Source organism: Aquimonas voraii, from assembly GCF_900101825.1.
Taxonomy (GTDB): Bacteria; Pseudomonadota; Gammaproteobacteria; order Xanthomonadales; family Xanthomonadaceae; genus Aquimonas; species Aquimonas voraii.
On record NZ_FNAG01000013.1, the window covers coordinates 91,562 to 106,174 of the forward strand.

The window sequence follows — 14,613 nt, forward strand, 5'->3', positions numbered from 1 at the left end:
GGTTGGGACGGGAAAAGGACCGGGGCCCTCACAGCGCGCTCGTGTCCTGCCAACGCAGGACGCTGAAAGCACGACCGGAAATGCCGGAGCCTCCGAGTCGCAGAGTCACCCGAAGTTCCGTGAAAGCGCCGTTCGGAAGGGTGGCACGCGACTCGATACTATACGTTCCGGTGCCCCCCTCCGCCACGAGCGGCGTGCCGTCGGGGAGTGTCGGGGGCGGCAGGCCGAGGCCGGGACGCCAAGCGTGGCGCTGCTCGATCAGCATCTGCGCCATCGCCGGATCGATGTTGGGAAAGGCCCGGATCACCTCGATCGGCGCGTAAGCGAGATTGGGCACGGCCTGCCCGGAATAGACGGTCAGCGCCGGCGCCACCCGCTGGTAAAGCTCGGGCGTCATGCCCATCACCTGTTCCAGTTCGGCCACGAGATCGAAGGGCGCGTCCTTGGCGCCATAGGGATAGCCCTCGGCGCGGTAGTCGTCGTCCTCGGCTCCGTTCAGCAGCTTCAGATCGTCACCGTCGCGCCAGTCGAGGATGGCATCGGCCAAGGCGCTGGCCTGGGGCAGCTCGACCCCGGCGCCGACGAACAGGTTGGCGAGGGTCTGCGGCTCGGCGGCGTTCAGGTCAATCAGCCCGGACTCGTCGGTGATCCGGATCGAGATCTCGGACTCCTCGAACTGCACCCGATACTCGCGGCCGTCGGGCAGCCAGCGCAGCACGGGGTCGGGCAGGGACAGCGACCAGGCCGCCTGATTGACCCCCGCCTCGGCTGCATAGCGGGCGCGGGTGCTGTCGAACAGGTGCCGCGACTGCAACGACTCGGTGCGGGTCACCAGCGCGAAGCTGCCCAGCAGGAGGGTCAACAGGGCCAGCAGCCAGAGCACGAAAATGAGCGCAACGCCGCGCGCGCGGCGACCGCGAGGGTAGAGGGCCTTTCTCATCGCTGCGGCGGCTTGCCCGGGCTGTCGCGATCGCGGTCGCGAGCCCGTCGCTGGAACGAGGTCCGGCTGTAGAAGCTGCTGACCGAACCGCCCGCCCCCGCATGCACCGGCACCTCGAACTGCGGCCAGTGCTGCGGGCGTTCGCGCGGGAACTCGGCCACCAGCCGCACCATCATCGGCAGGAACTGCGGATGGTCCCAATCGCGCGACCACGGCATCAGCTGGCCGTTCTCGTCGACCGAGCGGTATTCGAAGTACGCGTCCTGCAGGCCCTCCAGCACCACCACCGGCGGGCGCTCATCCGGGCGATTCTGCAAATCGCCATAGCCATTCAGCAGGGCGTGGGTGAACTCGATGCGCTTCTGCCCACGCTCGCCGTCGCCGATGCTGATCTGCTGCACGTGCGGACCGCCGCGCGCGAGATGGCCGGGCATAGGCGCCACGAACTTGAGATCACGGTCGCTGCCCTCGAACACGAACACCATGCCGAGATCGTCACTGCGCTCGAACGGCAGCGCCAGCGCCTGGGAAAGCTGGCGGCGGAGGAACTCCTGGGCGATGCGCACGCTGTCGGTGCGATTGACCAGCGCCTGGCCCGAACGGACAGCGCGTACGCTGCTCGACAGCGCCGCCATCGCGCCCAGGATCATCAGCGCCAGCAGGCTGGTGGCGATCAGGATCTCGACCAGGGTGAAACCGCGGGCATCCTGCTTCATCCGCCAGCTCCCGGAAGATTTGCCGGCACGTTCGGATCCGGGGTCATCGCCCGCAGGGTGGAGAAGCGCGCGCTGCGCTCGTTCTGGCCAGCGGGCCAGCGGATCGTCAGATCCAGCCGGAACAGCTGCACCGCACTGAAGCCGGGCGCCAGCGGGCTGTCGGTCTGCAGCGGCACCTCGTAGGGCGTGACCTCGAGCTCCCACTGGTAATCGCCTTCGGCGCGACCACTGTCGCGACCGGGTTCCAGTCGCTCGCCGACGCCATGCATGTCCAGCAGGGACTGCGCCAGCAGCGCCGCCTGGGTCTGCTCGGCGGCGATCCGGCTCTGCCGCAGGCCGGCGGTGGCGATCTGCATGCACACGCCCACCGCGACGGCGAACACGGCGAGCGCGATCACCACTTCGATCAGGGTGAAACCCCGTTGGCGCATGTCAGCGGCTGCCCGGCTCACGCAGATTCACCTCGCCCGTCAGCCAGTTGATGTCGATGCGCCAGACCGTGTCGCCACGGGACAGCTCGATGTTGCCGCCGGTGGAAGACCCGTCGGGGAAGAAGCGGATGCCTGCTTCGCTCTCACTGCGCATTTCCTGGCGTGCGGTCTCGATCGCGAGATCGAACTTGGGCGGCAGTTTGACCGGCGGTCGGCTGGCGGCGCGGTAGCTCTTGTCGTCCAGATTGAGCACCAGCACCTGGGGCTCGCGCTTCACGATGGCCTGGCCCCGCGTGTAGCGCAGTGCGGCCACCAGATCGCGACTGGCGCCGCGCATCTGCTGGCCCGTGAGGCTGTAGCCCATGGCGCCGGCCAGCATGGCAACGGCGACAGCAATGATCGCTGCCACCACCAGCACTTCCACCAGGCTGAAGCCGCGCGCGCGCATGCAATGCCCTCGGGACGCCCGCGGCCTCTGCGCTTACTCGCTGCTCTTGATGTCGCGGTTGACGCTGTCGCCGCCGGCCTTGCCGTCCTTGCCCAGGCTGACGATCTCGAAGCCGGCGTCACCGCCGGTCTGGTACTGGAACGCGCGGCCCCAGGGATCCTTCAGGTCGGATTCCTTCGCATACGGGCCGAGCCAGGTACGCGAGCCGGAGGGCTGGCGCACGAGGTCCTCCAAGCTGGTCGGCGCGCCGCCATTGTCGAGCTGGTACTGCTCGATCTTGCCCACCAGCGTCTGGATCTGGGCTTTCGCCAGATTCGCCTTGGCCTTGTCCTGGCCACCGAAGATCTGGTTGGTCGCGAAGCCGACGATCACCGCGATCAACGCGACCACGATCAGGATTTCAATCAGGCTGAAACCGCCCTGGCGAAGGCTGCGAAGGCGCACGGAGCTGGAAGTGTTCATGGCATTCATCCCACGGTGTTGGTGAGTTCGAAGATCGGGATCAGGATGGCCATCATGATGATGGCGACGGCAAAGGCCATCACGATGGTAATGACCGGGACCAGGGCAGACAGCAGGCGATCGACAGTGTTCCTCACATCGGCGTCGAAAGTGTCGGCGACCTTGCCGAGCATGGTGTCCATCTCGCCGGATTCCTCGCCGACGCTGATCATCTGCAGGGCCAACCGCGGGAACAGCTTGCTGCGGCCCAGCGCGACCGCCAGTCCGCCACCGGTCTTCACTTCTTCGGCGGCCCGCCCAACAGCCTCGGACAAGGCGCTGTTGGTCAGCACGTTGCGGGCGATGGCAAGCGAGGTCAGCAGCGGCACGCCGTTGTGCACCAGAGTCGCGAGCGTCCGCGCAAGGCGCGCGGTATCGAGCTTGGCCAGCAGCTGGCCGAGCAGGCCACGGCCGAGGATCCAGGTGTCGAACTGCAGGCGCCGCGCCGGATCCGCCAGCGACTTTGATGCAAGCCAGATCAGCGCCACCGCGCCGAGCAGCAGCAGCCACCACCAGCCCTGCACGAACAGACCGAGGCTCATGATCACCGCGGTCAACCAGGGAATCTCGGCGCCCATGTCCTCGAACAGGGGCAGGAACTGTGGCACCACATAGCCCACCAGCAGGCCGATCGCGCCCAGCACCAGCACGATCAGGATGCTCGGGTAGATCATCGCGTTGATGACGCTTTCCTTGAGCGCCTTGCTGCGCTCCAGGTAGTCGGCGAGGCGCTTCAGGGTGTCGTCGAGCGCGCCACCGACCTCGCCGGCTCGCACCATGTTGACGTACAGGCGCGAGAACACGCCGCTCTGCGCTTCCATCGCCTGCGACAGCGGCGTGCCGCCGCGGACGGCCTCACGAATGCGGTCGATGACTCGGCGCGCCTGCTCGGACTCGGGCAGATCGAGCAGGATCTGCAGGGCGCGGTCCAGCGGCTGGCCGGCGCCGAGCAGGGTGGCGAGCTGCTGGGTGAATTGCAGCACCTGGTTCGCGCCCATGGGCGCGCGCTGGAACAGCGCAGACAGGCCCGAGCCCTGAGCCTGATCCGCGGGCAGGGCCTTGAGCGGAATGTTGCCGGCGTCCTGCAGCTTGGCGATCACCTCGTCGGCGCTCGCCGCCTCCATCAGGCCGTCCACCGCCTCACCGGCGGGGCTCAGGGCTTTGTAGCGGAATTGGGGCATGGGTTAGAGCCGGGATTTGGGATTCGGGATTCGAGATTCGCAGAAGCGGTACGGCATGGCACCACGCAGCGGCACTCCCCGAACGCTGTCGACCTGCGACCAGGGCGCGAGCACGGCTCTCGCCGAGCGCGGCTCTGACGAATCCCGAATCCCGAATCCCGAATCCCAGCCCTCCATCAGCCCTCCTGCGTCACCCGCAGGACCTCCTCGATCGTGGTCACGCCTTCCAGCGACTTGACCAGGCCGTCCTCGTACATGGTGCGCATGCCGTTCTCGCGGGCGGCCTGCTCGAGCTCGCTCATGCCGGCGTGCTTCATTACCAGCCTGCGCAGGGGGTCGTTCATGACCAGGAATTCCATGATCGTGGTGCGGCCGTGGTAGCCGGTGCTGGAGCCGGCGCTGGCCACCGGGCGATAGAGCGTCACCGGGTCGGCTTCGGTGAAGCGACGCAGGCCGAACTCCTCGATCACCTCGGGCATGGCGACATAGGCTTCGCGGTACTCGGGCACCAGGCGCCGCACCAAACGCTGGGCGAGGATGCCATTGACCGTCGAGGTCAAGAGGTAATCCTCGACACCCATGTCGAGCAGACGGGTGATGCCGCCGGCGGCGTTGTTGGTGTGCAGGGTCGACAGCACCAGATGGCCGGTCAGCGCCGACTGGATCGCGATCTTCGCGGTTTCCAGGTCACGCATCTCGCCGATCATGATGACGTCGGGGTCCTGGCGGACGATGGAGCGCAAGGCGTGCGAGAAATCGAGGCCGATCTGCGGCTTGGCCTGGATCTGGTTGATGCCTTCGATCTGGTATTCGACCGGGTCCTCGACCGTGATGATCTTGACGTCCGGCGTGTTCAAGCGCGAAAGCGCGGTGTACAGCGTCGTGGTCTTGCCCGAACCGGTGGGGCCGGTGACCAGCAGGATGCCGTGCGGCAGCTCCAGCACCTTGACGAACTTGTCGAGGAAATTGTCGGTGAAGCCGAGCTTGTGGAAATCGAAGACGATCGACTCGCGATCGAGGATACGCATCACCACCGACTCGCCGTGCGCGGTCGGCACGGTGGAGACGCGCAGGTCGAGTTCCTTGCCCTGCACGCGCAGCATGATGCGGCCGTCCTGCGGCAGGCGGCGCTCGGCGATGTTGAGCTTGGCCATGATCTTGATGCGCGAGATCACCGCCGCCGTGCTCGACGAGGGCGGCGACTCGACCTCGTGCAGCACGCCGTCGATGCGGTAGCGCACCTTGAGCCGGCTCTCGAAGGGCTCGATGTGGATATCGGAGGCGCGCTGCTCGACCGCGCGCTGGATCACCAGGTTGACGAGGCGGATGACCGGCGCTTCCGAAGCCAGGTCGCGCAGGTGCTCGACATCGTCCTCGCTGCGCACGTCGCCTTCGGCGAGGTTCTCGACAATCGTGCCCATGGCCGAGCGGCCGGCGCCGTAGTAGCGCTCGATCAGGTCGTCGATCTCCGAGCGCAGGCCGACGTGCAGCTTCACCTCCTTGCCGGTGGCCAGCTGCACGGCCTCGACCAGGTAATGATCCTGGGGATCGGCCGTGAGCAGGTCCACATGGGTTTCACTTTCGCCGATCGGGCACACGTGTTGCTGCTTGAGAAACCGCAGAGACAGCTGCACGTTCTGCGGCGGCTGTTCGGGTACATCCTTGGTCGAGACCAGCGGCAGGCCCAGCACTTCCGCGCTGGCCTCGGCGACATCGCGCTCCGATGCCAGGCCGATCCGGGTGATCAGGCCGATCAGGCTGCCCGGGTTCTCCTCCAGCAGCCGGCGCGCGCGCTGCAGGTCGGCGTCTTTCAGTCGACCGCGGGCCAGCAGGGCCTCGCTGATGCGGTTCTCCAACGCAACGAGACCGGCATCGACGCCATCGGCATCGACCAGGGTGTCGGAGTGCAGGGGGTCAGCCAGCGCTGCGTTCAAGCGGATTGCCTCAAGCGGCCAGAAGGATGGGCCGGCAAGGATAACCCCTGGGCCGGCGCGGGGGCTGCCGCGACGCGGAAGCGGGCCTCAGACTGCGGGTGGCTCCGGTGGTTCCCGGGTGAACTCCACCAGTTCCTGCAGGAAGGCGCTGTTGAGCCCGATCCACATCACGATCGGCACCACCGGCGGCAGGATCAGATAACCGAACTGGTAGCCCAGGGCGACGAGATTGGGCGCGAGCCCGGCCTGCTGCAGGGCCGCCTGGCCCAGTGCGCCAGCCTGGAACTGCAGCAGATAGAGCGCATCGAAGACCGCACCCCAGCTCACCACCAGCCACAGCACGGGGATACCGATGGCGAACTGCTTCAAACGCTGGCGGGCCTCGATGGGGGCGGCCATCACCAGCCCTGCGAACAGCGGCAGACACCAGGCGTAGATCATCGGCGTCGAGCTCAGCACCAGCTGACCCACGCGGCCGCTGGCATCGGCCTCGGTGAGCAGACGGGTGACCACCTCGAAGTTCTGACCGTCCTGCTCGATCAGCTCCACCGTCTGCGGCAGCAGCTGCAGCAGCACAAGCTGTGCGAGCTTGGCCACTGGCATCAGGATCGGCGAGATCAGCACCGCCCACAGGAAGAAGCAGGCCGGCAGCCAGAGCGCCGCGGCGAGGATGAACTGGCGCAGCGGCGAGAGCTGCATCACTGGACCCAGGCGCGGGCGTTGCGGAACAGACGCAGCCAGGGCGAAGCCTCGCTCCAGCCGGCCGGATGCCAGCTCATCTGCACCGTCCGGAACACGCGCTCGGGGTGCGGCATCATCAAGCTGACCCGGCCGTCGCGGTTGGTCAGGCCGGTGATGCCCTCGGGCGAGCCGTTCGGATTGAGCGGATACGCGCTCGCCGGGCCACCGCCGTGCAGGGCATAGCGCAGCACGACCGCCGCCCTGCCCTGCTGCTCGGCCGAGGCGAATACTGCTCGGCCTTCGCCGTGGCTGACCACGATCGGCAAGCGCGAACCGGCCATGCCGCGCAGCAGGATCGAGGGCGATTCCAGCACCTCGACCTGCACCAGCCGCGCCTCGTACTGCTCCGAGGCATTGCGGTGGAACTGCGGCCAGTCCTCCGCGCCGGGAATCAGATCTTTGAGCTGACTCAGCATCTGACAGCCGTTGCAGACGCCCAGGGCGAAGGCATCGGCACGGTGGAAGAAGCGCTCGAACTCGGTGCGCAGGCGTGCATGCTCGAGGATCGAGGTCGCCCAGCCGCGCCCCGCGCCCAGCACATCGCCGTAGCTGAAACCACCGCAGGCGGCGAGGCCGCGGAAACTCGCCAGCGAGCCGCCGTTTTCCAGCAGGTCGCTCATGTGCACATCGACGGCCTCGAAGCCGGCGCGATGGAAGGCCGCGGCCATCTCGACCTGGCCGTTGACGCCCTGCTCGCGCAGGATCGCCACCCGCGGCCGCGCGCCGGTGTTGATGTAGGGCGCGGCGATGTCGTCCTCGGGCTCGAAGCTGAGCACAGCCTCCAGCGGCGCGGCCTCGAAATCGCTGGCCTGGGCCAGTTCGGCATCGGCACAGCCGGGCTCGTCGCGACGCTGCTGGATCGCATGGCTGGTCGACCACCAGGCCTCGAAAAGATCCTTCCACGTCCACTCGGCGACGATGGCGTCGCCGTCCAGCACGCGCACGCTGGGCCGGCGGCTGGGCCGGCCGATGCGCTGCGCGCAGTGGATCAGACCGTGACGCTCGACCAGGTCGGCGAAAGCCGCGCGGTCCTCGGTGCGGATCTGCACGACCGCCCCCAGCTCCTCGTTGAAGAGCGCCGGGATCGCCTGCTCGGACCAGCCCTGCAGCTGCAGGCGCAGGCCGCAGTGAGCGGCGAAGGCCATCTCGCAGGCGGCGGCGAAGGCGCCACCGTCGGAACGATCGTGGTAGGCGAGGATCAGGCCTTCGGCGCGCGCGGTCTGGATCAGATCGAAGAACTCGCGCAGGGTCTCGGCATCCTCGATGTCCGGGCTTGCACCGCCGAAGCGCTCGTAGCACTGCGCCAGGATCGAGCCGCCCATGCGCTGCTTGCCGGCGCCCAGGCCGATCAGCCACAGCTCGGTTTCGCCCTGGTCGGTCGCCAGCACGGGAGTCAGGGTGGCGCGCACGTCCTCGACGCGTGCGAACGCGCTGATCACCAGCGACACCGGCGAGGCCACCGTCTGGGTCTCATCGCCGTGCTGCCAGCGCGCCTGCATGGACAGCGAATCCTTGCCGACCGGAATGCCGATGCCGAGCGCGGGGCAGAGCTCCATGCCGACCGCCTGCACTGCCTCGAACAGCAGGGCGTCCTCACCGTCAAAACCGGCCGCGGCCATCCAGTTGGCCGACAGCTTCACCTCTTTCAGCGACGCCACGGGTGCGGCGGCCAGATTGGTCAGGGCTTCGCCAACGGCCATGCGTGCGGAGGCGGCGGCATCGATCAGGGCCAGCGGGCTGCGCTCGCCCAGCGCCATCGCCTCACCCGTATAGCCCTCGAAGTCGGCCAGGGTGACGGCGACATCGGCCAGCGGCAGCTGCCAGGGCCCGACCATCTGGTCGCGGGCCGAGAGGCCGCCGACCGTGCGATCACCGATCGTCACCAGGAACTGCTTGGCGCCCACGCTGGGATGCGAGAGCACGCGCAGGCCTGCTTCGCGCAGGTCGATCGCGGACGGGTCGAGCCGCGGCCAGGCCACAGCGCGCGGCGGCCGGGTATCGCGGTGCATCTTCGGCGCCTTGCCGAAGAGCACGTCCATCGGCAGGTCGATCACCGCCTCCGGCGTGCCGGTGACCGCAAGCGCCTGCGGCCGCGAATCGGTGACGCGCAGATGGCGTTCGGCAGTGACCCGGCCGACCACCGCATAAATGCAGCGCTCGCGCCGGCACAGGGCTTCGAACTCGGCCAGGCGCTCGGCGGCGATGCCCAGGGCGTAGCGTTCCTGCGCCTCGTTGCACCACAGCTGCATCGGCGACAGGCCGGGATCGTCGGAGGGCACCTGGGCCAGATCGATCTCGCCGCCGACCTCGGAATCGTTCAGCAGCTCGGGCAGCGCGTTCGACAGGCCGCCCGCGCCGACGTCATGTGCGGACAGGATCGGGTTGGCCTCGCCCAGCAGCCAGCAGCGATCGATCACTTCCTGGCAGCGGCGCTGCATCTCGGGGTTGTCGCGCTGCACCGAGGCAAAGTCGAGGTCCTCGCTGCTCTGGCCCGAGGCCACCGAGGAGGCCGCACCGCCACCGAGACCGATCAGCATGCCCGGCCCGCCGAGCACCACGACGGCATCGCCGGGACGCAGGCGGCGCTTCTCGACCTGGTCGCGCTCGATACTGCCAATGCCGCCGGCCAGCATGATCGGCTTGTCGTAGCCGCGGTACACACCGGGCTGCTCGGTGGGCAGTTCGAAGCTGCGGAAATAGCCGGTCAGCGCCGGCCGGCCGAACTCGTTGTTGAACGCTGCCGCGCCGATCGGGCCGTCGCGCATGATCTCGAAGGCCGTGGCCATGCGCGGGTTGAGTGGACGCGCGTTCTCCCAGGGCCGCGGCAACCCCGGAATGCGCAGATGGCTGACGGTGAAGCCGGTGAGCCCGGCCTTGGGCTTGCCGCCGCGGCCCGTGGCGCCTTCGTCGCGGATCTCACCACCCGAGCCGGTGGCCGCCCCAGGAAAGGGCGAGATCGCGGTCGGGTGGTTGTGGGTCTCGACCTTGATCGCGAACGCCGAAGGCACGGAAGCGCGCTCGACGTAGACGCGATCGGGGCCGGCGGCGAAGCGACGTGCGCTGAAGCCCTCGACCACGGCCGCGTTGTCCTTGTACGCGGACAGGGTCAGCTGCGGCGAGACCTTCTGCGTGTTGCGGATCATGCCGAACAGGCTGATCGCCTTGTTCTCGCCGTCGATCCGCCAGCTGGCGTTGAAGATCTTGTGCCGGCAGTGCTCGGAGTTGGCCTGCGCGAACATCATCAGCTCAGCGTCAGACGGGTCGCGCCCCAGCTCGGCGAAGCGCGCCTGCAGGTACTCGATCTCGTCCTCGGACAGGGCCAGGCCCAAGCGGCGGTTGGCCGCCGGCAGCTCGGCCGGGGCGATGCGCTCGGCCCGCTCCGGCGGCTGTGCGGCGAACAGGCCGGCCAGACGCGAGCCCTCGACCACCAGGCTTTGGGTCATCGGATCGTGCAGCAGCACGGCGAGGCCCGGCGTGGCCGGCAGCTCGGCGTTCAGCGCATAGGCGAGCCCGCGCTCAACCCGCGCCACCGGCAGGCCGGCGCCGCGCAGGATCTCGGTGGCCTTGGTCGACCAGGGCGAGCGCGTGCCCAGACGCGGCAGCACCCAGGGTGAAGTCGGCGCAGGCTGCGCGCTGCCGGGGCGGGCTTCGAGGATGCGCCCGAAGCGAAGGCTGTCCGCTTCACCGAGAACCGCGCCGGGCTCCAGTTCGATGAAATACAGCCAGCGGGTGGAGACAGGGCCGAGGCCCGGTGCCAGGCTGCCAACGCGGGCGGCCAGTGCCGCCAGACGGAAGGACGACAGGGCCGCCTGGCCCTCGAACACGATCATGCTGACCTTGTCACGCGCGCGCGGCGCGAGGAATGCGGGGCGCGGATTCTACCAGCTTGCCCGGAGCGGGCCGGACCCGAGTTGTTCCCGGGCAGTGGCGGGCGTCGGGAGCCCGCCCTCCTACGACGCTTGCCAGCCGATCGGCGATGCCGCCCTCTTGCCCGAAACCGCGGCGACCGCGCCGCCAAAACGAAGAACGGCGACCCCGCAGCCGGGATCGCCGTTCTCTTTCCGGATGGCTGGCGCGGCTTACTGCTTGGGCGCCGCCGCCATTGCCTCCAGACGCTGCAGCAGCTGGTCCGGCGGCATGTAGCCGCCGAGCTGGGTGCCGTCCTCGGCGAACACGGCCGGGGTGCCGGTCACGCCGATCTTCTGCGACAGGTTGAACTGGTCGGCGATCGGGTTCTCGCACTCCTTCATATCCAGCGGCTGGCCGGCCTTGGCGTCGGTCATGGCCTTCTGCTGGTTGGTCGAGCAGTAGACCGAAACCGCCTTCTGGTAGCTCTCGGAGCCGATGCCAGCGCGCGGGAAGAACATGTACTCGATGGCGATACCGGCGCTGTTGTACTCGGTCATGTGCTCATGCATCTTGCGGCAGTAGCCGCAGTCGATGTCGGTGAACACGGTGAGCGTGTACTTGGGGTTCGGCGGCGCGAACACGATGCGGCCTGTGGTGACCTCGGCCAGGGCCTCGCGGCGGACTTTGGCCCGGCTGGCCTCGGTGACATCGACCCGGTTGGGGATGTCGAACAGCGAGCCCTGGATCAGGTAGCGGCCGTCGGCGGTGACATAGACCACGCGGCCTTCGATGGTGACCTCGTACAGGTTCGGCACCACCGACTCGGACACGCTGTCGATCTTGGCGTTCGGCACCAGGGTTTCGATGGCACCGCGTACCGCGGATTCACCGGACTGCGCGATGGCGGGCGTGGCAGTGGCCACGAGACTCAGGGCGGCGATCACGGCGCCGGCAAGGATGCGGGTCATGCGGTTCCTCGAAGCTGGATGGGCCGGCGGGCTGCGGGCCTGTCGCGCTGCGACCGTGCCCCGGGCCGGAAGTTCACTGTGCCGCGGCAGGCGCGGGCGGCGGCGAGTGTACCCGAGCCGGCCGGGCAGCTACGGCCGACCTCAGCCGCGCGGATGGTGCTGGCTGTGCAGGCGCTTCAGGCCTTCGCGCGCGACGAAGGTGTAGATCTGGGTGGTCGACAGGCTGCTGTGGCCCAGCAGCATCTGCAGGGCGCGCAGATCAGCGCCGTGATTCAGCAGATGAGTGGCGAAGGCGTGCCGGAGGGTGTGCGGGCTGACGCGCTCGCCGGGAATGCCGGCGCGCAGGGCCAACTGCTTCACGCCATGCCAGAACATCTGCCGGCTCATGCCCTCGCCCAACCGCGACAGGAACAGGGCCAGCGGCTGCCGCCCGCGGGCCAGCAGCGGGCGGGCCTCGTCCAGGTAGCGCTGCAGCCAATGCTGGGCCTCTTCGCCCATCGGCAGCAGACGCTCCTTGCTGCCCTTGCCCATCACCCGCAGCACGCCCTGGCGCAGGTTGACCGCGGTGGCCGGCAGCTCGACCAGCTCTGAGACGCGCAGACCGGTGCCGTACATCAACTCCAGCATGGCGCGGTCGCGCAGGCCCAACGGGCTGTCGAGCTCGGGCGCGGCCAGCAGGGCCTCGACCTCGGCCTCGGTCAGGGCCTTGGGCAGCGGGCGCCCCAGCTTGGGGCTTTCGATCAGTGCCAGCGGATCACTGCCGATACGGTTCAGGCGCAGGGCCTGGGCATAGAAGCGGCGCAGGCTGGACAGCAGGCGCGCACCGCTGCGCGGGCTGTAGCCCTGCGCGCTGCGCCAGGCCAGATAGGCGTAGACCTCGCTGCGACCCACCTCGAACAGACCCGGACCATGGTCGACCAGCCAGCGGGCAAAGCCTTCGAGGTCGCGGCGGTAGCTATCCTGGGTGTTGCGCGACAGCCCGTCCTCGGCCCAGGCGCGCTCGATGAAGGCCTCGATCAGGCGCTGGTCGGCCTCGCGCGCAGGCGGCAGGGCGAGGGTCTGCTCCCTCCGATCGGCGGCGGAGGCGGGCTTGGATCTCGGCTTGGGAGTCGGCGGCGTCGGCATGCGCGCAAGCTTAGCGAGTGAGCCCGGTATCCTTGCCGCCCATGAGCACCGCCCCTGCCCCCCGCCTCGAAGTCGAAACTGCGCCCCTGCTGCCGCGCCTGCTGGCGCTGGTCTACGACTTCTTCCCGGTGCTGGGCATCTGGTTCGCGGTTTCAGTGTTGAGCTATGCCCTGAACGGCGGCGAGCCCGTCACCCCGGGCAGCCTGGGCGCCTGGCTGGAGTTCGCAGCCCTGGTCGCCGCGACCTTTCTGTATGCGGGCCTGTCCTGGCGCTTCGGCGGCCAAACGCTCGGCATGCGCGCCTGGCGCCTGCGCGCGGTCGACGCCAGCGGCAACCCGCCGGGCTGGACGGCGATCGCGCTGCGCTTCGCGGTGGGCGCGGTCTCACTCGCCGCGGCCGGGCTGGGCTTCGTCTGGGTCCTGATCGACCGCGAGCGCCGCAGCTGGCACGAACTGGCCTCCGGCACGCTGACCGTGCGTCTACCCAAACGCTGAACCACGGATCCGATCGGCCACAGGCAGACATGTCAGGTTTGCCCTGACACCCGACCGTGTCCGGCTTGACGACCCGCGCGCGGCCCCGGGCCTAGACTGCGCGTCAGCACTCGAGCTCATCCCCAGCGGGGGCCGCCATGCAGATCAACGTCAAACCCACCCTGTCCGCCCAGAGCACGCGCGCTGTCGATCTCGACACGCAGTCGCGCGCCGGCCAGCGTCTTGGCAGCGGCCAGGCACTGAACCCGACGGGTGCGGCGGAAACCCAGCAGGCATCCAATCTGGGCCTGCAGATCGACCAACGAATCCAGCCGGGGCAGGACACCTTCGCTTTGGGCGCTGAGTTCCTCGCGCGACCGCGTCCCTTGAGCGGCAGCGCCGGACTGGCGCGGACCGCCCAAGGTGGCGCGCCGTCGGCGTCCGAGCTGCTGGACCAGACCCGTGCGGAAACCGCGCAGCGCATCAACGAGAGCCTGGGGCGCCTGCGTCTGCAGGCAGAGACGGCAGGCGCGCAAGTCGTCAGTGCTCAGGCCAACCTGAAGCCGGAAACCGCGCTGGCCCTGCTGCGCTGAAGCCACCGCACGCCCTCGAAAGGCAAGGCGGGCTCCGGCCCGCCTTTTTTTGCGCGCGATTCAAGGCCAGCCGCACAACCGGCCTCGCCGACGCGCCTGTTTCCTTAGTTCGGCAGCCGGCGGCACGACGATCCTCAAAAATCGCCCTAAAGAAACACGGCTCACCTCCGATAACTGGATCAGGCGCAGGCAAGCACCGCCTGCCGCATCCGACCCACGCGCCGCACGCCGGCACCGGTTTCAAGGAGAGTCATCATGCAGGTCATCAACACCAACGTCGCCTCGCTGAACGCGCAGCGCAACCTGTCCACCTCCGGCAGCCAGCTCGCCACCAGCCTGCAACGCCTGAGCTCGGGCCTGCGCATCAACAGCGCCAAGGACGACGCCGCCGGCCTCGCCATCTCCGAGCGCTTCAGCACCCAGATCCGCGGCCTGAACGTCGCCACCCGCAATGCCAACGACGGCATCTCGCTGGCGCAGACCGCCGAAGGCGGCATGGGCGAGATCGGCAACAACCTGCAGCGCATCCGCGAGTTGGCGGTGCAGTCCTCGAACGCCTCGAACAGCGCCACCGATCGCGAGGCCCTGCAGAAGGAAGTCGCCCAGCTGCAGTCGGAAATCCAGCGCGTCGCCACCCAGACCGAGTTCAACGGCACCAAGCTGCTCGACGGCAGCTTCACCGGCCAGGCCTTCCAGGTCGGCGCCAATGCCGG

At 68.6% G+C, this 14,613-nt stretch carries 14 protein-coding genes; 3 read left to right on the forward strand and 11 right to left on the reverse strand.

Features of this window, described 5'->3' with window-relative positions; genetic code table 11:
* Window positions 1–28: 28 nt before the first annotated feature.
* The 11 genes from BLP83_RS15655 to xerD form a co-directional block, all read right to left on the reverse strand.
* Entirely contained in the window at window positions 29–940 is a 912-nt protein-coding gene (locus tag BLP83_RS15655; RefSeq protein WP_091244935.1) for a type II secretion system minor pseudopilin, read from the reverse strand.
* Window positions 937–1,656: a prepilin-type N-terminal cleavage/methylation domain-containing protein gene (locus BLP83_RS15660; protein WP_091244938.1), complete on the reverse strand. Its 720-nt coding sequence runs from the start codon at window positions 1,654–1,656 to the stop codon at window positions 937–939. The genes BLP83_RS15655 and BLP83_RS15660 overlap by 4 nt, the downstream gene beginning before the upstream one ends.
* Complete coding sequence (locus BLP83_RS15665) at window positions 1,653–2,087, reverse strand: type IV pilus modification PilV family protein (protein ID WP_091244942.1); 435 nt, start codon at window positions 2,085–2,087, stop codon at window positions 1,653–1,655. Before BLP83_RS15665 ends, BLP83_RS15660 begins: the two co-directional genes overlap by 4 nt.
* 1 nt (window position 2,088) lies before the next feature.
* Window positions 2,089–2,535 (reverse strand): GspH/FimT family pseudopilin, encoded by a 447-nt coding sequence (locus tag BLP83_RS15670; RefSeq protein ID WP_091244946.1) that lies wholly within the window; start codon window positions 2,533–2,535, stop codon window positions 2,089–2,091.
* Between the two features lie 33 nt (window positions 2,536–2,568).
* Window positions 2,569–2,997 carry a type II secretion system major pseudopilin GspG gene (gspG, locus tag BLP83_RS15675; protein WP_176764232.1) on the reverse strand — a complete coding sequence of 143 codons (429 nt, stop codon included), beginning with the start codon at window positions 2,995–2,997 and terminating at the stop codon, window positions 2,569–2,571.
* Between the two features lie 5 nt (window positions 2,998–3,002).
* Window positions 3,003–4,217 (reverse strand): type II secretion system inner membrane protein GspF, encoded by a 1,215-nt coding sequence (gene gspF / locus BLP83_RS15680; RefSeq protein ID WP_091244951.1) that lies wholly within the window; start codon window positions 4,215–4,217, stop codon window positions 3,003–3,005.
* 176 nt (window positions 4,218–4,393) lie between these two features.
* Window positions 4,394–6,151 (reverse strand): type II secretion system ATPase GspE, encoded by a 1,758-nt coding sequence (gene gspE, locus BLP83_RS15685; protein WP_425389020.1) that lies wholly within the window; start codon window positions 6,149–6,151, stop codon window positions 4,394–4,396.
* Between the two features lie 87 nt (window positions 6,152–6,238).
* Window positions 6,239–6,850 carry an exosortase H-associated membrane protein gene (locus BLP83_RS15690; RefSeq protein WP_091244953.1) on the reverse strand — a complete coding sequence of 204 codons (612 nt, stop codon included), beginning with the start codon at window positions 6,848–6,850 and terminating at the stop codon, window positions 6,239–6,241.
* Window positions 6,850–10,722: a phosphoribosylformylglycinamidine synthase gene (gene purL / locus BLP83_RS15695; RefSeq protein WP_091244956.1), complete on the reverse strand. Its 3,873-nt coding sequence runs from the start codon at window positions 10,720–10,722 to the stop codon at window positions 6,850–6,852. Before purL ends, BLP83_RS15690 begins: the two co-directional genes overlap by 1 nt.
* A gap of 249 nt (window positions 10,723–10,971) precedes the next feature.
* Window positions 10,972–11,709, reverse strand: a complete 738-nt coding sequence (locus BLP83_RS15700) for a DsbC family protein (protein WP_091244958.1) — start codon at window positions 11,707–11,709, stop codon at window positions 10,972–10,974.
* Between the two features lie 141 nt (window positions 11,710–11,850).
* A complete protein-coding gene (gene xerD / locus BLP83_RS15705; RefSeq protein ID WP_091244960.1) occupies window positions 11,851–12,834 on the reverse strand; it encodes a site-specific tyrosine recombinase XerD in 984 nt (327 codons plus the stop codon).
* Window positions 12,835–12,875: 41 nt separating this feature from the next.
* Between xerD and BLP83_RS15710 the strand changes: the two genes are divergently transcribed.
* The 3 genes from BLP83_RS15710 to BLP83_RS15720 all read left to right on the forward strand — a co-directional run.
* Window positions 12,876–13,328 (forward strand): RDD family protein, encoded by a 453-nt coding sequence (locus BLP83_RS15710; protein WP_091244963.1) that lies wholly within the window; start codon window positions 12,876–12,878, stop codon window positions 13,326–13,328.
* Between the two features lie 137 nt (window positions 13,329–13,465).
* Window positions 13,466–13,900: a hypothetical protein gene (locus BLP83_RS15715; RefSeq protein WP_091244966.1), complete on the forward strand. Its 435-nt coding sequence runs from the start codon at window positions 13,466–13,468 to the stop codon at window positions 13,898–13,900.
* 252 nt (window positions 13,901–14,152) lie between these two features.
* Window positions 14,153–14,613 (forward strand): flagellin N-terminal helical domain-containing protein (locus BLP83_RS15720; RefSeq protein WP_483757028.1); only part of this gene is annotated, 461 nt, incomplete at its 3' end.